The organism is Alistipes sp. An116 (assembly GCF_002161005.1).
Classification (GTDB): domain Bacteria; phylum Bacteroidota; class Bacteroidia; order Bacteroidales; family Rikenellaceae; genus Alistipes; species Alistipes megaguti.
Genome location: NZ_NFLR01000004.1, coordinates 212,534 through 234,939, shown reverse-complemented (window position 1 = coordinate 234,939; position 22,406 = coordinate 212,534). Strand labels below are relative to the sequence as shown.

Sequence of the window (22,406 nt, the reverse complement as noted above, 5' to 3'; positions counted from 1 at the left end):
TCCTAAGCGGCTCGACAGTCCTCCTGATGGACGAAAACAGCCTGCCAAACTGCTTCTTGAACCATTCCCCAATCGGTTGCCCGTTGATGGCAAGTGCAAGTTTAGACCTGTCTTTCGGGTCTTTCACCACTTGGAAGCCAGCCCATTCGGTCGTGAACTTCCGCTTGTGTTCCTCCGAATAGAGTTCACCCTCGTAGAACAGCGGCTTGCCGCTGATGAGCGTGGCGGTCTGCCGCTCGTTGAAGCCGACTTTAAGGCAGAACTTTTCCATGTACACCAACTCTTGGAACAGCGGAAACCACTTTTGGGCTTTTTGGATGATGGATTTCAGGAATGACACTTCCTTTTGGTGTTCCGCTTCCTTGTCCGACATCTCCCTGCGGTGCTTGGCTTGCAGTTCCATCACTTGCCGTTGGTGTTCCTCCTGTTGCCACTCCATCTGTTGCTGCAACAGTTCTATGCTTTCGTCACGGGCGGCAACCTCGCCTTGCAGGGTGCGGTTGTCGGCTTCCAGTCCTTTCAGCTTTCCGCTGCCCAAAAGAGAACCGACCTTTGCCACAAGTGCCGTTTTTGCCTCGGTCTTGGCGGCTTCCAGCTTCTCCGACTTGATTTCTTTCCGTACTTCGTCAAGCTGCCGTTCCGCCTGCCGCTGTTCGGTTTGTAGCTGTTGCACGTTGGCTTCAAGTTCTCCCGTCTGCCGTTTCAGGTCACGGTAGTATTGGGCGGTGGTGGTGTGCCGTGCTTCCGAACCCCGTATGCCACGCTGCAAGCCGTATTTCGCCATCGCTGCGGCGTAGCTGTCGTGGTAGGCTACCAGCCTTTCACGGCTCATGAGGTCATCGGCGCACAGGCGCACGGCGTTGGCTTTCTTGCGGTAGGTGCGTTTACCCTCAGCTTGCTTCTTCCTCGCTTTCCTGCGCTCTCCCGTTACTATCGGAACGACCGTAGCGTGGATGTGCGGCGTGTGTTCGTCCATGTGAAGCACTGCCGATACGGTGTTCTCCTTTCCGAACGTGCGGTGCAGCCATTGCAGGTTGTCATCGCACCATTCGTCCAGCTTTCCCTCGTCCTGCACCCTTACCATGTCCTCGTGCGTGCCTGAAAGCACGATGCGGATTGCCCGCACTTGGTCGGGCGTTATCTTCCGCCTGATGCCTGCCGTGCGGATACGGTGGCTTATCGCTTCGGTGCGGTCTGCCACGCCGTCGGGGAACTCCACCAGCTCACGGTTGAGGTGGGTGCGTGTCGGGTCTGCGTTCTTGGGCATTGTCTTGCGTTCGATGTGGTCGGATGCGCCCGTGTCAGCCGACCCTTTCGCCTTGTTGATTTGGATGCTTATGTATCCCATGTTCGTTTCTCGTTTTTTAGGTTCTACAAACTTGTTTGTCGGTATCCGTCTGTCTGCGGTTCGTGCCGCACGGGCAAACGGGGGTGTCCAGAGGGGTGTAACCCCGTTGGCTCATTGGGGTGTTTTTAGCATGAGCGAAGCGGTGCGTGAAGAAAACGCCCTAATGAGCTATGGCTTTTTGTTTCCCAAAAGCCTGCGGCGGTGTCGGCGGTGATGTTGGCTGTTTGCGGTTGCCTTTTTCTTTTCGCCAGCGATGAGGGCTTTCCCTTGTCGGCCGGCAGGATGGAAGTCCGTCCGACCAGCCTACGGATGGCGGTGTTTACCACAGTTGCTTTCCCTGCGGACTTGTTGAGGGGTGAAAATCCGATGAATTGATGAATGGATAACATAACCCGTTGACCACCAGACGGATGCACTCTCAACATCTTTTCATCAAACCGCTCGCCAAAAGAAAAGTGATGAATGGCGTTGTGCTTCCCTTCTCTTTTCATCAGCCAAATCCTTTTGTTGAGGGTTTGATGAGCATGTAAGCAGCTGTCATTCTTTATGTTTATATATGCTTTCATCATTTCATCAAAATATCAGAGTGTTTCCAACTGTGATTTGCTTACCGTGTAGTAGCGCCCAATCCTCCTTACGGGTGAATATCCGCACTCACGGTTGTAGTCGCATTGGTAGGTGGTGTAGGAAAGCGAGTTGGATGCAGGGGTGAGCTTCCAACATTCCTGCACCACTTTCCGAACCTGCGACTTCTCCACCTTGACTTGCGAGCAGACCAGCAAGGGAATGATGTCATTGAGGCAAAAAGAAACAGACTCCACATTCATGCTTGCCATGATGTCGAGCAGCAGTTCTGCCATTTCAATCTCCAGCCTGTTGCGGTTGCTTCGGATTATCTTCCGCAGGGCATCCGTTTCCAACAACTTCGGGTTGAACCACATACGGCTCTCCTTTTCGGTGGATAGCTGCCTGTGTTGCAGGAAATGGAGAAAAGCGGGTATCTCCGCTTTCAGCTTTTGCAGGAAGTCGGTATCGTCACTCTTGAGCGGCACAATCTTCCGCACCCAATAGCGTGTTTCCCCTGCGTCGATGATGACGGGCAGGTGCTCGTTATTAGAACACAACACAAACTTGGCGAAGAAGCCTATCTCGTCACGGTCTTTGCCTTTCGCCTCCACCTTGTAGGATAGCGTGGTGCTGAGGTTCTTCAGCCGCTCGCTGTCCTCACGGCGGTTGAGCAAGACCTCGTCCACCATGATGAGCAGCTTGCCCGCCCAGTCGGAGTTGAACTGGCTGCGGAAGTCCTCGTTGGTGTTGAACGTCACGTTGTTCTGGAATATGGCTTTCAGGAAGTTCAGGAACGTGCTCTTTCCCGTGTTCCTCTCTTCGGACACGAGCAGGAGGATGGGCAGCTTCTGAATGGGATAAAGGTAGAGCAGTTGGAGGTAGTCCATGCCCAACCCGTACTGTTCGCCGAAGATGTGTTCCACCAACGAGCGGATGCAGGGGAAATCCCCCTCCTGCGGTCGGTGGCTTATCGGTTCGTAGAGGTTGAGGAACTTGCCGACTACGGGTTGGTATCCCACATGGTCGGGTACGGTACAGAAGCCGTCATACTTGGGGATGCCCGCCATGTAGTCCTTGCCGTAGTCCTGCCGCAAGGTCTCGGAGTTCCATGCGACGCGTTTCCTCACATAGCCACCGTCGATGCGGGGCTGGTCCACAATCTTGTAGAGCGTGGTGCCTACTCGGATGAATTCTTCTTTTTTCTCCATGTTTTCAATAAGATTTTAGTGCTGCCGACGCCTTGTCGGCAAGCGGATTAAACATGGTTGCAAAGCTACGGCAGGACGGCTAAAGTCTTGATACGTAAAACGATGCAGAACGGCACAAAAGAACCCGACGGATGAGAAAATGCAGCGGAACTTATGTCATTTGCAACTTTTATCTCGTACAAAAGACTGTTAATGCTGCATAATAGCTACTTTTGCAAAATAACATTGATAAAAGAAAACAAATATGGACGGACATATTGCCATTAGAGAGTACCAACCCTCTGACAAAGAAGCCTTGTTAGAACTGATACGTTTGAATACGCCCAAGTATTTTGCGATAGAAGAGGAAGTTGGTTTCAGCGAGTATTTGGACAAGGAAGTTGAACTTTACTATATTCTGCTTGTTGATGGGAAAATCGCAGGTTGTGGTGGAATTAATTTCTCAGATGAAAAGACGACGGGAAAAATAAGCTGGGATATAATCCATCCTGACTATCAGGGAAAATCATTGGGAACAAGATTGCTCCGTTTTAGGATGGACAAACTCGCAGGCATCGGCGGCATAAAGAAAATAACGGTACGCACGTCACAGTTAGTCTATAAATTCTATGAAAAACAAGGCTTTGTCCTGATGGAAATACAAAAGGACTATTGGGCAAAAGGTTTGGATATGTATAGGATGGAATATAGAGCAAAATGATAAAATCAGCCCGAAGAAAACGGAAATGCCGCACTTCTTCGGGCTGCTGGATTGTGTGAATGCACGAACGTATTGACACGCAACCGCATTCGCTAACACTTACACGATTGCTTGCAGCCTAATGAGAACCAAAGCATTGCCTTTCTTTTCGCAAGCACAACTTTTCCAACAGGGCATTACGCACCCATGCGGCATTGGGTGTGTCGATACGGAAAGCGAGTGCCACGACCATTGGCAAGGAATACGCTTCCGAATAATAGCCGTTGGGCAACTTGACGTGTCTTTCCACCTCACAAGGATTCAACACTCCGCTCTTGTACACGGCTCGGATGGCGGCACGGAGTGTCGGAGCGATAACATCGAAAAGCTCCACCAACTCCATTTCGCTCATCCATACATTGGCGGTATCGAGCGGTACGGCAACCCTGCCGTACCCATCCAGCGTTATGACTTCACGTTTCATACCCCTGCCACTTTAATGTCACCGAACGACTTGCTCAACTGGTTGCCGAATGCCGTCAGGTCGTTGTCCAGCTTTTGCGTGGTTATCTTCGCATAGATTTGGGTGGTCTTGATGTTGGTATGACCCAAAACACGGCTTACGCTCTCTATCGGCATACCCTTGCAGAGAGCCAGGGTTGCGAATCCATGTCTTGAGCAATGGAAGCTAATCGACTTATTTACACCACATTCCCGTATCATCTTCTTCAACGGCTTGCATATAGACCAATAGTTCAGATTTGGGAAAACGAGATTGTCCTCTTGGAACGGACGGTAACGCTCAATTATCTGCAAGGGGATGCCCAGCAGCTTTACTTGGAACGGTACGCCCGTCTTGTGCCGTTTGGAAACAATCCACTTCTCGCCGTTCACCTCCACAATGCGGTCGGTGGTCAGTTCCTTGATGTCCACGAAAGAGAGGGCGGTGAAGCTCGCAAACACGAACAGGTCACGGATGTATGCAAGCTTCGGGTCTGCGAACTCGTGCGTCATCACCGCTTTCAACTCGTCCTCCGTCAGAAACTCACGCTCCTTGACGTTAGGGCTGATGTGGAACTGCGCAAACGGGTTTCTCGGTATCAGTCCGTTGAAGTGCGCACGCATCACCACGCCTTTCAGCCACATGCACTTCTCCCATATCGTGCCGTTGCGCAATCCCGCTTCCGTGGAGAGATATACCGCAAACTCCTTGATGAAGTCGGGCGTAAGTTCCAACATCGACATGTCGCTGCGCTTGTAGAACGACTTGATGAACGCCGCCACATAGTTCCTTGCCACTACCCTTGACTGATAGGTCGCCAGTTTCCTGTCCTTGCCGACACGCTTCTTGAACACCTCGTTCTCACGGTCGAAGGCTTTGAGCAGCGTCTCATACTCGCCGCCGATGCCCTGATAGGCGTTGCGCACCATCTCTGCCGTCACAAACGCCTCACGGTCGGATATGCGCTGGTAGTGTTTGATGATTTGCGCCTTGATGTTGTCGAGCGCAAGGTTTGTTTCCCTCGCCTCCACGCTCTTGCCTTTGGCACGATTGCCCTTTGCGTCCCATAATGTCTTTGGGATGCTCCGCTTGCAACTGAACTGCGCCACCGTTCCGTTGATTGTAACCCGTCCCATGATGGGGACAATTCCGTTCTTCTCCTTGCTGCCGTTCGCATAGAACAGCACGCGAAATGTGCTCCTTGTCATACTCGTTCTTTTTTGGTTGCAAAACTATAAATCAACGAGTTAAACCTTGACAAGCAAACCTACGCAGAGCGCAGCAAACGGAACGGTGACAGTTAAATCTGCACTTTCATCGGGTAACGAATAGGAAACCGTTCTCCTGCTTCAATCCGCTTAGAAACGGTTTTCAGCCCTCTTCCCAACTTCCGTGATTTTCCCCTAACTACTTAATTCACAGATTATATTGCGTTAATCTGCCGAATTTGCGAGGTTTTCCCATAGATTTTTCGTATTTTTGTCGGAAAATCCGAAAATAGATCCGACAAGATATGGAGTACAATTTCAAGGAGATCGAGCCAAAGTGGCAGCAGCGCTGGCGCGAACGGAAGACCTACAAGGTGGAGACGGACCCCTCGCGTCCGAAATTCTACGTGTTGGACATGTTCCCCTACCCCTCGGGGGCGGGACTTCACGTCGGGCACCCGCTGGGCTACATCGCCTCGGACATCTACGCACGCTACAAACGGCTGAAGGGTTTCAACGTCCTGCACCCGATGGGTTACGACGCCTTCGGACTTCCGGCCGAGCAGTATGCCATCCAGACGGGCCAGCATCCGGCCGTCACCACCGAACAGAACATCGCCCGCTATCGCGAGCAGCTGGACAAGATCGGCTTCTCGTTCGACTGGGACCGTGAGGTGCGCACGTGCGACCCCGCCTACTACAAGTGGACGCAGTGGGCCTTCCTCGAGATGTTCTCCCACTACTACGACCGCAAACGCCAGCAGGCCCGTCCCATCGAGGAGCTCACGGCCGCCTTCGCAAAGAGCGGCACCGAGGGGATCAACGCCGCCTTGACGCAGGAGCTGCACTTCACGGCCGACGAGTGGAACGCGTGGGACGAGAAGCGCCGCGAACAGGTCCTGCAGAACTACCGCCTCGCCTTCCGCGCCGACACGATGGTCAACTGGTGCCCGAAACTGGGCACCGTACTGGCCAACGACGAGGTGCACGACGGACTGTCGGTGCGCGGCGGCTATCCGGTCGAGCAGAAGCGCATGAAGCAGTGGCTGCTGCGCGTGACGGCCTATGCCCAGCGGATGCTTGACGGGCTGGACCGGCTCGAGTGGAGCGATTCGCTCAAGGAGATCCAGCGCAACTGGATCGGACGGTCGGAGGGCGCGCAGGTCTTCTTCGACATCCAGGGTTCGGAGAAGAAGCTGGAGATCTTCACGACGCGCCCCGATACGATCTTCGGCGTGACGTTCATGGTCATCGCCCCCGAGCACGAGTGGGTCGGCGAGCTGACCACCCCGGAGAACCGTGCTGCCGTCGAGGCCTATCTCCAGGAGACGAAGAAGCGCTCGGAGCGTGACCGCATCGCCGACACGAAACGCGTGAGCGGCGTGGCGACGGGCTCCTATGCCGTCAACCCCTTCACGGGGCGCGCCATTCCGATCTACATCTCGGACTACGTGCTGGCCGGCTACGGGACGGGCGCCATCATGGCCGTTCCGGCCCACGACTCGCGCGACTGGGCCTTTGCCCGCCACTTCGGGCTGCAGATCACGCCGGTGGTCGAGGGCGGCGACGTCGAAAAGGAGTCCTACGACGCCAAGTCGGGACGGATGATCAACTCGGACTTCCTCAACGGCATGGATGTCAAGGAGGCCATTCAGGTGATGTTCCGCGAGGTCGAGCGCCGCGGTCTGGGCAAACGCCTGGTCAACTACCGCCTGCGCGACGCCATCTTCTCGCGCCAGCGCTACTGGGGCGAGCCCTTCCCGATCTACTACAAGGACGACACGGCCTATCCGCTGCCGATGGACAAGCTGCCGCTCGAACTGCCGCCGATCGAGAACTTCGGCCCCACGGAGCAGGGCGAACCGCCGCTGGCCCGCGTCAAGGGGTGGCAGACTCCGGAGGGTTACCCCTATGAGCTGTCGACCATGCCGGGCTTCGCCGGATCGTCGGCCTACTACCTGCGCTACATGGACCCGCACAACGAACAAGCACTCGTGGGCCGGGAGGCCGACGAGTATTGGCGCAACGTCGACCTCTACGTCGGCGGCATCGAGCACGCCACGGGTCACCTCATGTACTCGCGTTTCTGGAACATGTTCCTCTACGACCTGGGCTACGTCTGCGAGGAGGAGCCCTTCAGGAAGCTCGTCAACCAGGGCATGATCCAGGGCCGGTCGAACTTCGTCTACCGCGTCGTCGGCACCAACAAGTTCGTCTCGCTCGGGCTGCGCGACCAGTACGAGACGCAGGAGATCCACGTCGACGTGAACATCGTCCGCAACGACCTGCTCGACCTCGACGCCTTCCGGGCGTGGCGTCCGGAGTTCCGCGATGCGGAGTTCATCCTCGAGGAGGGCAAGTATGTCTGCGGCTGGGCCATCGAGAAGATGTCGAAGTCGATGTACAACGTCGTCAACCCCGACTACATCGTCGATACCTACGGCGCCGACACGCTGCGCATGTACGAGATGTTCCTCGGACCGCTCGAGCAGTCGAAACCCTGGGACACGAACGGCATCGACGGTGTTCACAAGTTCCTGCGCCGCTTCTGGCGGCTCTTCTACAACCGCGACGGAGCGTTCAGCGTTTCGGACGAACAGCCCACCGAAAAGGAGCTGCGCACGCTGCACAAGACGATCAAAAAGGTGAGCGAGGATATCGAAAACTTCTCGTTCAACACCTCGGTGGCCGCCTTCATGATCTGCCTCAACGAACTGGGCGACTGCTCGAAACGGGCGATCCTCGAACCGCTCGTGGTGCTGATCGCCCCCTTCGCCCCGCACATCGCCGAGGAGCTCTGGGAGGCCCTCGGAAAGAGCGGCTCGGTATGCGATGCACAATACCCGACCTATGACGAAAAACACCTCGTACAGAGCTCGTTCGAATACCCGGTATCGGTCAACGGCAAGCTGCGCTTCAAGAAGGAGTACGCCACGTCGATGACCCCGGCCGAGATTCAGGCCGACGTCGTCACGGCCCCCGAGGCCCAGAAGTGGATCGAGGGCAAGACCCCGAAGAAGGTGATCGTCGTCCCGGGCAAGATCATCAACATCGTCATCTGACCCCGGGGCAACCGAACCGCCCACACCCCGATCAGCTCCGACGAACCGCCAAGAGAGAGAGTCCCGGCCACGCCCGGGACTCTTTTCCACCCGAAACCCCCAAAACCGGAAACCATGAACCGAACCCTTTTATCCATTCTGTCACTTCTGCTTATGAGCGTCAGCGCATCGGCTCGGGAGTATGGCCAGGCCGCCACGATCCGTATCTGGGACAACGCCTCAGCCCCCCACAGCAACGGAATCACCACCCCCGAAGAGGAGCCCGAACCCAACCGGCTGGCCAACACCTCGACGGCCGAACTCTTTCTCTATCCGGCCGACACCTCGCGCCATGCCTCGACGGGACTGGGCGTCGTGATCTGCCCGGGCGGCGGCTACTCGCGTCTGGCCATCGACCACGAAGGGGTCCAGGTGGCCCGCTGGCTTGCGGAGAACGGCATCACGGCTGCCGTCCTGAAGTACCGCCTGCCGAACGGTCATCCGGAGGTTCCGCTCGAGGATGCCGAACAGGCGCTGCGGCTGCTGCGCGGCGAGGTTCCCGGCGCCGAGGACTTCGTCTGCCGGGAGGTCGGCATCATGGGCTTCTCGGCCGGAGGCCATCTGGCTGCCTACACCTCGACGATGGGGAGCGTAAGACCGGACTTCTCGCTGCTCTTCTATCCGGTCATCACGGCGAATCCCGGACATCAGGGATCATTCAACCAGCTGGTGGGCAAGGAGAACCGCACGGCCGAGACCGACGCCCGCTATTCGCTCGAAAACCAGGTGACACGACAGACACCCCCGGCCCTGCTGCTGCTTTCGGACGACGACCGCACCGTACCGCCGGTGAGCAGCACGCGCTACTACAACGCCCTGAAGGAGCACGGCGTGAAGGCCTCGATGCACATCTACCCCACGGGCGGCCACGGATGGGGCATCCGCGACTCGTTCCGCTACAAGGCCGAGTGGCAGGCGGCACTGCTCGACTGGCTCAAAGCCTTCGAAGAGTAACCGGCCGGCCCGAACGGATGCGGCGGACACCCCCGAACGGGATGTCCGCCGCGTGATTTTCAACGCGGAGGGCCTTGCCGTTTCCCGATTATTCCGTATCTTTGTCACCAAAATACAACTATTCATGGCAGACAACTCCATATTGACCCGCCTCGACGGGCTGAAGCTCAAGTACGAGGAGATCGGGCAGAAACTCACCGACCCCGAGGTGATCGCCGACGTCAAGCAGTTCGTGCAGCTCAACAAGGAGTACAAGGAGCTCGAACCGATCATCGAAACCTCGGAGCGTTACCGCACGGCCCTGGCCAACCTGGCCGAGGCCAAGGATACCTACGCCAACGACAAGGACGAGGAGATGCGCGAGATGGCCCGCGAAATGATCACCGAACTCGAACCGCAGATCACCCAGTTCGAGGAGGAGATCAAGCTGCTCCTGATCCCGAAGGATCCGCAGGACTCGAAAAACGCCATCATGGAGATCCGCGGCGGCACGGGTGGCGACGAAGCCGCCCTCTTCGCCGGCGACCTGCTGCGCATGTATACGAAGTACATCGAGTCGAAGGGGTGGAAGTACGAGATCACCTCGGCCTCCGAGGGTGCCGCCGGCGGATACAAGGAGGTCGTCATGAAGGTCACGGGACAGAACGTCTACGGTACGCTCAAGTACGAATCGGGCGTCCACCGCGTGCAGCGCGTGCCGCAGACCGAAACGCAGGGACGCGTCCACACGTCGGCCGCTTCGGTGGCCGTGCTGCCCGAAGCCGAGGAGTTCGACGTCGAGATCTCGATGAACGACATCCGCAAGGATATCTTCTGCGCCTCGGGCCCCGGCGGACAGTCGGTCAACACGACCTATTCGGCCATCCGCCTGACCCACATCCCGACGGGTATCGTCGTGCAGTGCCAGGATCAGAAATCACAGCTCAAAAACTTTGACAAGGCCTTCGAGGAGCTGCGCACGCGCGTCTTCAACCTCGAATACTCGAAATACCTCGACGAGATCGCCTCGAAACGCAAGACCATGGTCTCGACGGGTGACCGCTCGGCCAAGATCCGAACCTACAACTATCCCCAGGGCCGGATCACCGACCACCGCATCAACTACACGATCTACAACCTGGCGGCCTTCATGGACGGCGACATCCAGGACTGCATCGACCACCTGATCGTGGCCGAGAACGCCGAACGTCTGAAGGAGAGCGAACTCTAAAGACAATATCCGGCGCCGGAACAACGTTTTATACAGAAATTTCCTGTTCCGCATGATGAAACGAACGATCACAGGGCTCCTTGGCGGAGTGTTTCTCCTCCTTTTCCTTTCGGCACACGCCGCAGCGCCGAAACCCGAACCGTTGTATATCGTCAACGGGAAGGTCGTGGAGCAGATCCGCACGATCCCGCCCGAAGAGATCGAACACGTCGAGATGCTGCCGGCCGACGAACAGACCATCGCCCGCTACGGCGAACGGGCCATGCACGGCGTGATGCTCATCACGTTGCGTTACGACGAGCCGGCCCGCTTTCAGGCCGACACCACCTTCGGAAGCTACATCGCCCGACAGGTGCGCTGGGACGATGACGAACCGGTCGCACGGGTCGTCCTGCGCTATACCATCACACCGGAGGGGACGATCCGCATCGACGACACCCTGGAATCGACCGACAACCGCCTCAAACGCCGGGTCGTGAAGGCCGTCGAAGAGGCGCCGCGCTGGCTGCCGGCCCAAAAGGACGGCAAGGCCATCGCCAGCCAGGGCATTCTGAGCATTCAGCTCCCCGAAGGGCGTCCGATGCCCCGGCGCGTGGAGCTGGTCTACCGTTAACAAGAACAAAGGAGACGGGCCGAAACCAACAGGACCGGACACAACATAAGACGAGGAGACAAGGGTCCAGAAACCCATGTCGAAACGCGAGCGAACCGAGAGTAAAGACTGGAAGAGCCAGAAAAAGGGCAAGGAGAGACCTGAAGAAAAACTCCGACACCCACACCCGCATTTCATGAATTCATCACCTCAAAAAACCGGAAACGTATGAAAACCAACTCCCTCAAGGCGTGGATCGTCGCCATACGGCCCTACAGTCTCGGCAATGCCGTCATTCTGATCCTCGTGGGTTCGGCGCTGGTCTGGACCGACGGTTCGTTCCACACGCTGCCGGCCGTGCTGTGCCTGGCCTTCGCCCTGTTGATGCAATGCACGGCCAATCTGGTCAACGACCTCTGGGACTTCCTCAAGGGGGCCGACCAGCCCGACCGGCTGGGCCCCGACCGCGCCTTCGCCAAGGGTTTCATCACCCTGCGCGCCATGAAGGCTGGCATCATCGGCTTCACACTGGCCTCGGCAGCCGCCGGAATCGGCATCCTCGCCTGGGCGCTGCATCACGACATGCTCGCCTGGGGCGGCTGGGAACTGGTGGCCGTCGGCGCCGCCTGCGTCCTCTTCGCCTACTTCTACACCGCTGGGCCATGGCCCCTGGCCTATCACGGACTGGGGGACGTGGCCGTCATCCTCTTCTTCGGACTCGTCCCCGTGAGTTTCACCTATTATGTGCTGACCGGCACGTGGACGTGGGAGGTCATCGTCACGGCGCTGGCCTGCGGACTGGTAATCGACACCATGCTGATGATCAATAATTTCCGCGACCGAGAGGAGGATGCCCGCTGTCAGAAGCGCACGATTGTCGTGGCGTTGGGCACGCGGTTCGGCAGCTGGAGCTACTTCTTGCTGGGCACCGCGGCCGTCGCACTCTGCCTGACACTGCTGGCCGGAGGCCGCCCATGGGCGGCCCTGCTGCCGCTGATCTATCTGGCGGGGCACGTGGCCACGTGGCGCAAGATGGTCCGCATCGACCACGGCGACCAGTTGAACGTCTGCCTCGGAGAGACGGCCCGCAACATCATGCTCTTCGGAGCGCTGCTTACCGTCGGAATCCTCCTCGGATGAGGATGACGCAAAAACATGAATGAATCCCGACATATTACCCTGAGCGAGCTGCAGCGCCGCGTGAAGGCGGCCCTCGAGGGGCAGTTTGCGCTGCCTCTGTGGGTGAGTGCCGAAATCTCCGACCTGAAGGTCAACTACTCGGGCCACTGCTATCTGGAACTGGTCGAAAAGGGTGGCGAAAACGGCGTCCCCACGGCCCAGGCCCGCGCCGTCATCTGGCGTTCGCAATACCCGCGCGTGACCGCCTACTTCGAGGCCGAAACCGGACAGCGGCTCGCTCCCGGACTGAAGATCCTCGCCAAGGTGCTGGTCACGTACCACGAGCTGTACGGCTTCTCGCTGCAGATCACGGAGATCGACCCCTCGTTCACGCTGGGCGATCTGGAGCGTCAGCGCCAGCAGACCATCGCGCAGCTGCAGCAGGACGGCGTCTGGGAGATGAACCGCGAAGTGGCGATGCCCGTCGTCGTACAGCGCGTAGCCATCGTCTCGAGCGCCAACGCCGCCGGCTATCAGGACTTCTGCAAGGAGCTCGCGAAGAGCCCCTACCGCTTTGAAACGCACCTCTTCGACGCCTTCATGCAGGGCGAAGCCGCCGAGCAGTCGATCATCGACGCGCTGTGCCGCGTGGCCGACCGCCTGGAGGAGTTCGATGCCGTGGTGATCATCCGCGGCGGAGGCTCGCGCAGCGACCTGAACTGCTTCAACGCCTACCGCCTCTGCTCCTATGTGGCGCAGTTTCCGCTGCCGGTCATCACCGGTATCGGCCACGACAAGGATACGAGTGTCGCCGACATGGTGGCCCATACGGCGCTGAAGACCCCGACGGCCGTCGCCGGATGGCTCGTCGAGCGAATGTCGGGGATTGAGGGGTGGCTCGACAACGCCGCCCTGCAGCTGCACGACGGCGTGCTGCGGCTGACCCGCGCACAGCAGCTGCGGCTCGAGGAGATGGCGGGTGATCTGCGCCATCTGCCGGCGGGGCTCATCCGCCAGCGCCGGCTGGAGCTGGAGGGCCGCAGCGAGGCTTTCCGGCAGGCCGTCGGGGCCTTCATCCGCCAGGAGCAGCAGCGCATAGTCACCTCGGCGGAGCTTATCGAGAGCCGCTCGCCGAGGCGCATCCTCCGCATGGGATTTGCCGTGGTGAGGGGGCAGGGGCGGGCCGTCCGGTCGATTGCCGAAGTGACAGCCGGGCAGCGGATGGAGGTCGAGGTGGCCGACGGCCGTTTTACGGTCGAGGCGCTCGCGGAGTCCGAAGCGGATCCCGACAAGGAGTAGAAAACAAGCGACCGGGAAAAAGCAGCCGGCAGAAACGGAAATTCAGTCTGCAGTCGCAGGAACCAACCGAACGACACAAAACTCAGAAGCCGGGAATCCGGCACCAACGATATGGCAAAAAAACAACAGGAGGAACCGAGTTACACGGAGGCCATTGCCGAGATCGAACGCATTCTCGGCCGCTTCCGCAGCGAAGAGATGGACGTGGACAGTCTGGCCGCCGAGGTCAAGCGCGCCACGGAGTTGATCGCCCTGTGCAAGGCGCGTCTGCACAAGGCCGAAGAGGAGGTGAACAAAATCCTCGAGGCATGAAACGGCTGATCCGCTGGGCGCTGAACCACATCCCGCGCCCCGTACTGCAACGCATGGCGTCGTGGACCGTGCCCGTCGTGGGGCTCTTCTACCGGGGACGCGGCGTGGAGTGTCCACTCTGCGGGTCGAAATTCCGCCGCTTCCTCCCCTACGGCTACGTCACTTCGCGGGCGAATGCCCTCTGCCCGCGGTGCCTCTCGCTCGAACGGCACCGCCTGCTGTGGCTCTACCTGACGCGCGAGACCGATCTGCTGACCGCCTTCCCGCGCACGCTGCACATCGCTCCCGAGGTCTGCATCATGCGCCACCTGAAGCCCCACTTCGCCGATCATCCCGGACAGTACGTCACGGCCGATCTCGAGAGCCCGCTGGCCGACCTGCACTTCGACGTGCAGCAGATCCCGCTGGCCGACAACTCGGTGGAGGTCGTCCTCTGCAACCACATCCTCGAACATGTGGCCGATGACCGCAAGGCGCTGCGCGAACTGCACCGCATCCTGAAGCCCGGCGGCTGGGGCATTCTCCTTTCGCCCGTCGACCGCGACTACGAGCACACTTACGAGGACGACTCGATCACCGATCCCGACGAGCGCACGCGCATCTTCGGGCAGTACGACCACCGCCGCATCTACGGCCAGGATTATGTCGAGCGGCTGCGCGGGGCAGGATTCGAAGCGGCCGACATCGACTACGCCGCATCGCTCACCGACGAGGAGCGACGTCGTTACGCGCTGCCCGACGACCACATCTACGTGGTCTACAAGCACTGACCCGGAGGCGAGGTCAGGAGCGTCGCGCCACGAGACAAAGAGCCCCCTCCGGATGGCGATGTTCGGTAACGTGGCTAAATCCCGCTCCGGAAAGTTGCCGCGTCAGGGTCGCCGCTGAATAAACGGTCATGCTACCGACCCGACGGGCCCATTTGATCCACCGGAGATCGTCGGGATCACCGGCTTCACAGACAATCAGAAAATAACCTCCGGAGCGCAAGACGCGCGCCATAGAATAAAAACGCCGTGAAAAATATCAGTAGAGGTAGAAGACAATGCCGATGAAGTGGCAGACAACCGCCAGATTGATCAGCAGATGCCATACCATGTGGTGGTAGCGGAACCCCTTGCGGGCGTAGAACCACGCCCCCACGGTATAGAACACCCCGCCGGCGGCAATCAACCACAACAGCTGCACGGAAGCATGACGGATGAAGAGCGGCAGAAAAAAGACGATCGTCCACCCCATCACCAGATAGATCGTCAGGCTCACGGCCGGAATCGACCGCCGCGACAGCGACTTGTAGAAAACCCCGAAAAGCACCATCACCCACTGCAGCACTGCAATCAGAATCCCCTGCCAGCCCCCGATCACCGACAGCGCAATGGGCGTATAGCTCCCGGCAATGGCCACGTAGATGAAGATGTGGTCCAGGATGTGGAAAACCTCCTTGTGTCGCGACGCCGGATGCATCGCGTGGTAGAGCGTCGAGGCCAGAAACATCAGAAAGATCGAGATCACGAAAACCGACACGCTCACCGATGCCACAAGCCCGTCGGGATCATGCACATAGGCCCATACCGCCGCAAAGGGCAACGACACGAGTGTCAGCATCGCCATCACGCCGTGGGTCACCGTATTGGCCACCTCTTCCCCCAAAGTCGGGACATAAAGCCCTTTTTTTGTCTTCATCACTCAACCATTAGATTCAACGTGTCAAATTTATAATTTTTTTTCATATCTTTGCCATCAAGGTTATCAGGTCAGGTTAAAGAGAGTCGAAAATGGACTTTTCACGCTACGAAAATCTCCGCACCCTGGTGCGGACCAACTTCTCGGAACAGACCCAGCGTCTGGTCGACGAAGCGCTCGAGTATGCCGAGTCCAAACTCGACGGCCTGACCCGCTACGACGGCTCGCCCCTCATCGGACATGGCGTCGCCGTGGCCCGGATCGTCATCTCCGAGATCGGCCTCGGACGGAATTCGACCCTCTCGTCGATCCTGCACGACGTGGTGCGCATCGCACACAAGCAGCTCCCCGACGAGGAGTTCCTCGCCCTGACCCGCGACATCCAGAGCCGATTCGGCGACCAGGTCGTCGGAATCACCATGGGGCTGGCCAACATCTCGGAACTCAAACTGAAGGTCGCCAAGGAGCAGGCCGACAACTTCCGCGATCTGATCGTCAGCTACTCCGAAGATCCCCGCGTGATCCTCATCAAGCTGGCCGACCGCCTCGAGGTGATGCGCTCGCTCGGGATCTTCCCCCACGAAAAGTGGCGCAAAAAGAGCTGGGAGTCGATGAACCTCTACGCACAGATCGCCCACAAGCTGGGTCTCTACTCGATCAAGAGCGAACTGGAGGACATCGCCCTCAAATACCTCGAACCGAAGGGCTACGAACACATCGTCAACAAACTCGAGGAGAGTGCCGACGAGCGCAAGGCCTTCATCGCCCGCTTCATCGTGCCGATCGAGCAGCGACTCAACCGCCTCGGCATCAAGTACCACATCAAGAGCCGCACCAAGTCGATCTTCTCGATCTGGAACAAGATGCAGAAGCAGCACGTGCCGTTCGAGGGTGTCTACGACATCTTCGCCATCCGCATCATTATCGACTGCCCGCGCGAACAGGAGAAACCCCTCTGCTGGACCGTCTACTCGATCGTCACGGACTTCTATACGCCCAACCCCAACCGCATGCGCGACTGGATCTCGATCCCCAAGTCGAACGGCTACGAGTCGCTGCACACCACCGTCTCGGCCGAAGGCCGCTGGGTCGAGGTACAGATCCGCACCGAACGCATGGACGAGGTCGCCGAACGCGGTATCGCCGCACACTGGCGCTACAAGGGGGTCGGCCAGGGGGCCCAGACCAGCGAAATGTGGCTCAGCCGTCTGCGCGAGCTGATGGAGGATACCACCCACTCGCTGGCACAACGCTTCGACGCCAAGCCCGCCTCGGGCGAGATCTTCGTCTTCACGCCCAACGGCGACCTGCGCAAACTGCCCGAAGGGGCCACGCTGCTCGACTTCGCCTTCGACATCCATACGTCGCTCGGCTCGACGTGCGTCGGCGGCAAGGTCAACAACCGCGCCGTCTCGATCCGCGAACCGCTCCACAACGGCGATATCGTCGAGATCCAGACCCAGAAGAACCAGACCCCGAAATCCGACTGGCTCTCGTTCGTGGTCACCTCGAAGGCCCGCAACAAGATCAAGTCCTTCCTGCGCGAGGAGCAGGCCAAACATACGCGCATGGGCCGCGAAGAGCTCGAGCGAAAACTCAAGAACTGGAAACTCCCGATCTCGATCGACGAGGCGGTGGCCTATCTGGCCCGCCACTTCCGGCTGCGGCTCGGCACGGAGGTCTACGGGCTGATCGCCACCCAGAAGCTCGACTTCGCAACCATCAAGGAGCTCTTGTCGCGCCACCTCTCGGGCGAGGCCGAGGAGGAGCGCCGCGCCGCGGCCGCCGAGGTCGAACGCCAGAAGGCCGCTCAGCACGCCGCTCAGGAAAAATCCCCCCAGCAGCAGGATGCCCTGGTCATCGACGACGACCTGTCGAAAATCCAGTACAAGCTGGCCAAGTGCTGCAACCCGATCAAGGGCGACGAGATCTTCGGCTTCGTGACGATCAACTCCGGCATCACGATCCACCGCTGCGACTGCCCCAATGCCAAGCGCATGCGCGAAAACTACCCCTATCGGGTGGTCGAAGCCCGCTGGCGAGAGTCGGCCGAGGGAGCCTTCCGTGTCTCGATCCGCATCGTCGCGGCCGACACCACCGGCATGGCCAACCACATCACCGAGGTGATCATCCGCGATCTGAAGCTCAACATCCGATCCATCAACTTCGCCGCGGCCGGCAACGGTTGCATCGCCGGTACGGTCTCGGTCGAGGTGCCCGGTACGGGGGTCGTCGATACGCTGATCCATCAGATCCTGCGAATCAAGGGGGTTCAGCGAGCCTACCGCGTCAACTGATCCCCCCGCCTCCGATCGAAACTCCTTTCGAAATCTTTTTTCATTTTTATCCACCTTACGATAAATGAATAACAACTCAATCAGCGTCGTATTTGCCGACTCGTCGCATGCGCACTACGCTCCGCGTATCTGCCAGTTGATCTACGAGTCCGCCTTGCAGCGGGGAACGGGTATCGCCAAGCGATCACCCGAATACATCGCAGCAAAAATGACCGGTGGCAAGGCCGTCGTGGCGCTGGACGGTGAAAAACTGGTCGGGTTCAGCTACATCGAGTGCTGGGGCCATGGCGATTTCGTCGCCACCTCGGGACTGATCGTCGCTCCCGAGTACCGACACATGGGACTCGCAGAGCAGATCAAACGACGAACCTTCGAGCTGGCCCGACGACGATTCCCGTACGCGAAGTTATTCAGTATCACCACGTCGCTGCCAGTCATGAAACTGAACTCACGCATGGGATACGTCCCCGTGACCTTCTCCGAACTCACCGAAGACGAGGAGTTCTGGAAGGGTTGCGAGGGGTGCTGCAACTACGACATCCTCCAGCGAAACAACCGCCGGATGTGTCTCTGCACCGGAATGCTCTACGACCCGGCCAAGGAGCCACCCAAAAAGCAGTCCCGCCTGGCCCCCTATGTCATGTTCCTGAAGAACAAGTTCAAAAAGATCTTTCACCTGAAGTAAAACCGAAAAAAGCAACGATCATGGATAACAAGAAGAAAAAAGTAGTGCTGGCTTTCAGCGGAGGTCTCGACACCTCGTTCTGTGCCAAATACCTCTCCGAAGAGAAGGGTTACGATGTCTACACGGCCATCGCCAATACGGGCGGTTTCTCGAAGGAGGAGCTCGCCCGCATCGAAAAACGCGCCATGGAGCTCGGCGCCGTCAAGCACGCCACGCTCGACATCGAGCAGGAGTACTACGAAAAGAGCATCCGATACATGGTCTTCGGCAATATCCTCCGCAACGGAACCTACCCCATCTCGGTGAGCTCGGAGCGTATCTTCCAGGCCATCGCCATCATCGAATACGCCAAGCAGATCGGCGCCGATGCCGTGGCCCACGGTTCGACGGGCGCCGGCAACGACCAGGTGCGCTTCGACCTGACGTTCCAGATCCTCGCCCCCGGCATCGAGATCATCACCCCGACACGTGACATGACCCTCACGCGCGAATACGAGATCGACTACCTGCGCAAGCACGGCATCACGGCCGACTACAAGAAGATGGAGTACTCGATCAACAAGGGGTTGTGGGGCACCTCGATCGGCGGCAAGGAGACCCTCCATTCGGAGCAGACCCTGCCCGAAGAGGCCTACCCGAGCCAGATCACGGCCCAGGGTGAGGAGCATCTGAAACTCTCGTTCGAAAAGGGCGAACTCTCGGCCGTCAACGGCAAACCCTACGCCGACAAGGTCGAGGCCATCCGCGCCGTGGAGGCCATCGGTTCGAAGTTCGGCATCGGCCGCGACATGCACATCGGCGACACGATCATCGGCATCAAGGGCCGTGTGGGCTTTGAGGCCGCCGCGCCGATGCTCATCATCGCCGCCCACAAGATGCTCGAAAAGCACACGCTCACCAAGTGGCAGATCTACTGGAAGGATCAGGTGGCCACGTGGTACGGCATGTTCCTCCACGAGGCGCAGTATCTCGAACCCGTCATGCGCGACATCGAGGCGATGCTCGTCTCCTCGCAGCGTAACGTCACGGGTACCGTCGAGCTGATCCTCCGCCCGCGGAACTACACGCTCGTGGGCGTCGATTCGACCTACGATCTGATGAAGACCGACTTCGGCGAGTACGGCGAGGTCAACAAGGCCTGGACGGCCGACGACGTGAAGGGTTTCACGAAGGTCCTCGGCAATCCGATCAAGATCTACTACAACGTCCAGAAACGCAACGAAAAGACCGAAAAATGATCCGCGTCGGTATCATCGGAGGCGCCGGCTACACGGCCGGTGAGCTGATCCGTCTGCTGATCAACCACCCGCAGGCGGAGATCCGCTTCGTCCACAGCTCGTCCAACGCCGGGAACCTCCTCACGGAGGTCCACGGCGGGCTGGAGGGCGAGACCCGCATGCGCTTCTGCGCGGAGTACGACCTGAGGGAGGTCGACATCGTCTTCCTCTGCTCGGCTCACGGTCAGAGCCGCACGTGGCTCGCGGAGCAGAAACTCCCCGAGGAGCTGCGGCTGATCGACCTGGCGCAGGACTTCCGCGACGAATCGGAGGGATTCGTCTACGGATTGCCGGAGATGAACCGCGAGCGGATCCGTCAGGCCCGCCGCGTCGCCAATCCGGGCTGTTTCGCCACGGCCATCCAACTGGCACTGCTGCCGCTGGCTGCCGCAGGTCTGCTCCGGGACGAGATCCACGTGACCGCCATTACGGGCTCGACCGGTGCCGGCGTGAAACCCTCGGCCACGACCCACTTCAGCTGGCGGGCCTCGAACCTCTCGGTCTACAAGGCCTTCACGCATCAACACCTGAAGGAGATCGGACGCAATCTGCAGCTGCTGGAGCCCTCATTCAACAGCGAGATCAACTTCGTGCCGATGCGCGGCGACTTTACGCGCGGCATTCTGGCCAGCGTCTACACCTCCTGTCCGCTCGACGAGGCCGAAGCCCGGCAACTCTATGCCGACTGCTATGCCACGGCCGCCTTCACCCACGCCGTAGAGCACGATGTCGACCTCAAACAGGTCGTCAACACCAACAAGGCCCTCGTGCAGGTGGCCAAGCACGGCTCGAAACTGCATGCCGTCTCGGTCGTCGACAACCTGCTGAAGGGTGCCTCGGGACAGGCCGTGCAGAACATGAACCTCATGTTCGGGCTCGACGAGCGCGAAGGATTGCGTCTGAAGGCCAGCGCCTTCTAACGAGGGGAGGGACACGAAGCCGGGAGCACAGGCCGAATGTCTGCGTGGGGATCCGGGGGATCCGAAGCGAGGCAACGGCCCGGGCGACACGGCCGGATGGCACAACAGGGCAACACGGCCGGGCGACATGGACCCGGGCGGCACGGCCGGATGGCACAACAGGGTAACACGGCCGGGCGACACGGCCCCGGGCGGCACGACCCCGGACGGCACGGCCCAGGCAACACGGCCCCGGACAACACGACCCCGGACAACACGACCCGGGCGGCACGGCCGCTCCCGAAAACGAAAACAACAGAACTTTCATCATGGAACTATTCAACGTATATTCACTCTATCCGATCGAGCCGGTGCGGGGCAAGGGGTGCTTCGTCTACGACGAGCAGGGTACCGAATACCTCGACCTCTACGGCGGTCATGCCGTCATCTCGATCGGCCACGCACAGCCTGACTACGTCAAGGCCGTCTCGGAGCAGGTCGGCCGGCTGGGCTTCTACTCCAACTCGGTGCAGAACTCGCTGCAGGTCGAACTCGCCCACCGGCTGGGCCGCGTCTCGGGATATGACGACTACCGGCTCTTCCTCTGCAACTCGGGCGCCGAGGCCAACGAAAACGCCCTGAAGCTCGCCTCGTTCCATACGGGCCGCAGCAAGGTGCTGGCCATCGAGCGGGCCTTCCACGGCCGCACGTCGGGCGCCGTAGCCGTGACGGACAACCCGGCCATCTCGTCGCCCTTCAACCGCACGCCCAACGTGGAGTTCACCCCGCTGAACGACCTCGAGACGGCCCGCGCGAAGCTCTCGACCCGGGAGTTCGCCGCCGTGATCGTCGAGGGCATCCAGGGCGTCTCGGGCATCCACTGCCCGACGGACGACTTCCTGCGCGAACTGCGCAAAGCGGCCTCCGAGACCGGCACGCAGCTCATTCTGGACGAAATCCAGTCGGGATACGGCCGCACGGGACGCTTCTTCGCCCACCAGCAGGCCGGCATCCGCCCCGACCTGATCACCACGGCCAAGGGAATGGCCAACGGTTTCCCGATCGGAGGCGTGCTGATCGCCCCCCACTTCGAGGCGCGGCCCGGCATGCTGGGAACCACCTTCGGAGGCAACCATCTGGCCTGCGCGGCGGCCATCGCCGTACTGAAGGTGATCGAGCGCGACGGTCTGGTCGAGAATGCCGCCCGGGTGGGGCAATACCTGCTCGACGAACTCCACGCCATGAAGGAGCTGAAGGAGGTCCGCGGACGCGGTCTGATGATCGGCATCGAGATCGACGGCTCGGGTTCGGAACTCCGCAAGCGGCTGCTCTTCGAGAAGCACATCTTCACGGGCGGAGCCGGCGCTTCGGTCGTGCGGCTGCTGCCGGCGCTGTGCCTCACGCGCGAGCTGGCCGACCGCTTCCTCGAGGCCTTCCGCGAGATGGTGCAGAACCGATAACCGGCG

At 59.5% G+C, this 22,406-nt stretch carries 20 protein-coding genes; 14 read left to right on the top strand and 6 right to left on the bottom strand.

What is annotated here, in order from left to right:
• The 3 genes from mobV to B5E60_RS04545 form a co-directional block, all read right to left on the bottom strand.
• On the bottom strand, positions 1-1,348 hold a 1,348-nt coding region (mobV, locus tag B5E60_RS04555), incomplete at its 3' end, for a MobV family relaxase (protein WP_087309779.1).
• Positions 1,349-1,473: 125 nt separating this feature from the next.
• The gene (locus tag B5E60_RS04550) at positions 1,474-1,839 is read right to left on the bottom strand and encodes a hypothetical protein (protein ID WP_239403224.1); all 366 of its coding nucleotides are present in this window, start codon (positions 1,837-1,839) and stop codon (positions 1,474-1,476) included.
• 90 nt (positions 1,840-1,929) lie between these two features.
• Positions 1,930-3,123: a primase-helicase family protein gene (locus B5E60_RS04545; RefSeq protein ID WP_087309775.1), complete on the bottom strand. Its 1,194-nt coding sequence runs from the start codon at positions 3,121-3,123 to the stop codon at positions 1,930-1,932.
• Positions 3,124-3,367: 244 nt separating this feature from the next.
• Between B5E60_RS04545 and B5E60_RS04540 the strand changes: the two genes are divergently transcribed.
• On the top strand, positions 3,368-3,823 hold the full coding sequence (locus B5E60_RS04540) for a GNAT family N-acetyltransferase (RefSeq protein ID WP_087309773.1): 456 nt from the start codon (positions 3,368-3,370) through the stop codon (positions 3,821-3,823).
• A gap of 118 nt (positions 3,824-3,941) precedes the next feature.
• Here B5E60_RS04540 and B5E60_RS04535 read toward each other — a convergent pair whose 3' ends face one another.
• Both B5E60_RS04535 and B5E60_RS04530 read right to left on the bottom strand, forming a co-directional pair.
• On the bottom strand, positions 3,942-4,286 hold the full coding sequence (locus B5E60_RS04535; protein WP_087309771.1) for a hypothetical protein: 345 nt from the start codon (positions 4,284-4,286) through the stop codon (positions 3,942-3,944).
• Complete coding sequence (locus B5E60_RS04530; protein WP_087309769.1) at positions 4,283-5,512, bottom strand: site-specific integrase; 1,230 nt, start codon at positions 5,510-5,512, stop codon at positions 4,283-4,285. Before B5E60_RS04530 ends, B5E60_RS04535 begins: the two co-directional genes overlap by 4 nt.
• Positions 5,513-5,817: 305 nt before the next feature.
• Between B5E60_RS04530 and leuS the strand changes: the two genes are divergently transcribed.
• From leuS to B5E60_RS04490, 8 genes are all read left to right on the top strand, one after another.
• Complete coding sequence (gene leuS, locus B5E60_RS04525) at positions 5,818-8,574, top strand: leucine--tRNA ligase (RefSeq protein WP_087309767.1); 2,757 nt, start codon at positions 5,818-5,820, stop codon at positions 8,572-8,574.
• A 114-nt stretch (positions 8,575-8,688) separates the two neighbouring features.
• Complete coding sequence (locus B5E60_RS04520) at positions 8,689-9,567, top strand: alpha/beta hydrolase (RefSeq protein ID WP_446697992.1); 879 nt, start codon at positions 8,689-8,691, stop codon at positions 9,565-9,567.
• A gap of 124 nt (positions 9,568-9,691) precedes the next feature.
• Entirely contained in the window at positions 9,692-10,777 is a 1,086-nt protein-coding gene (gene prfA, locus B5E60_RS04515; protein ID WP_087309763.1) for a peptide chain release factor 1, read from the top strand.
• A gap of 55 nt (positions 10,778-10,832) precedes the next feature.
• The gene (locus B5E60_RS04510; RefSeq protein WP_232009134.1) at positions 10,833-11,390 is read left to right on the top strand and encodes a TonB-dependent receptor; all 558 of its coding nucleotides are present in this window, start codon (positions 10,833-10,835) and stop codon (positions 11,388-11,390) included.
• Between the two features lie 207 nt (positions 11,391-11,597).
• Positions 11,598-12,509, top strand: a complete 912-nt coding sequence (menA, locus tag B5E60_RS04505; protein WP_087309759.1) for a 1,4-dihydroxy-2-naphthoate octaprenyltransferase — start codon at positions 11,598-11,600, stop codon at positions 12,507-12,509.
• Between the two features lie 15 nt (positions 12,510-12,524).
• Positions 12,525-13,787, top strand: a complete 1,263-nt coding sequence (xseA, locus tag B5E60_RS04500; RefSeq protein WP_087309757.1) for an exodeoxyribonuclease VII large subunit — start codon at positions 12,525-12,527, stop codon at positions 13,785-13,787.
• A gap of 111 nt (positions 13,788-13,898) precedes the next feature.
• Positions 13,899-14,099: an exodeoxyribonuclease VII small subunit gene (gene xseB / locus B5E60_RS04495; protein ID WP_087309755.1), complete on the top strand. Its 201-nt coding sequence runs from the start codon at positions 13,899-13,901 to the stop codon at positions 14,097-14,099.
• Entirely contained in the window at positions 14,096-14,869 is a 774-nt protein-coding gene (locus B5E60_RS04490) for a class I SAM-dependent methyltransferase (protein ID WP_087309753.1), read from the top strand. The genes xseB and B5E60_RS04490 overlap by 4 nt, the downstream gene beginning before the upstream one ends.
• 256 nt (positions 14,870-15,125) lie before the next feature.
• On the opposite strand, the gene trhA is transcribed toward B5E60_RS04490, so the two are convergent.
• Positions 15,126-15,782 carry a PAQR family membrane homeostasis protein TrhA gene (gene trhA / locus B5E60_RS04485; RefSeq protein WP_087309751.1) on the bottom strand — a complete coding sequence of 219 codons (657 nt, stop codon included), beginning with the start codon at positions 15,780-15,782 and terminating at the stop codon, positions 15,126-15,128.
• Positions 15,783-15,874: 92 nt separating this feature from the next.
• Between trhA and B5E60_RS04480 the strand changes: the two genes are divergently transcribed.
• From B5E60_RS04480 to B5E60_RS04460, 5 genes are all read left to right on the top strand, one after another.
• Positions 15,875-18,079, top strand: coding sequence for a RelA/SpoT family protein (locus B5E60_RS04480; protein WP_087309749.1), 2,205 nt, complete (start codon positions 15,875-15,877; stop codon positions 18,077-18,079).
• Positions 18,080-18,143: 64 nt separating this feature from the next.
• A complete protein-coding gene (locus B5E60_RS04475; RefSeq protein WP_087309747.1) occupies positions 18,144-18,764 on the top strand; it encodes a GNAT family N-acetyltransferase in 621 nt (206 codons plus the stop codon).
• 20 nt (positions 18,765-18,784) lie between these two features.
• A complete protein-coding gene (gene argG, locus B5E60_RS04470) occupies positions 18,785-20,002 on the top strand; it encodes an argininosuccinate synthase (RefSeq protein ID WP_087309745.1) in 1,218 nt (405 codons plus the stop codon).
• Positions 19,999-20,961 carry an N-acetyl-gamma-glutamyl-phosphate reductase gene (argC, locus tag B5E60_RS04465; RefSeq protein WP_087309743.1) on the top strand — a complete coding sequence of 321 codons (963 nt, stop codon included), beginning with the start codon at positions 19,999-20,001 and terminating at the stop codon, positions 20,959-20,961. The genes argG and argC overlap by 4 nt, the downstream gene beginning before the upstream one ends.
• Positions 20,962-21,269: 308 nt before the next feature.
• Positions 21,270-22,400: an aspartate aminotransferase family protein gene (locus B5E60_RS04460; RefSeq protein ID WP_087309740.1), complete on the top strand. Its 1,131-nt coding sequence runs from the start codon at positions 21,270-21,272 to the stop codon at positions 22,398-22,400.
• The last annotated feature ends 6 nt before the right edge of the window (positions 22,401-22,406 follow it).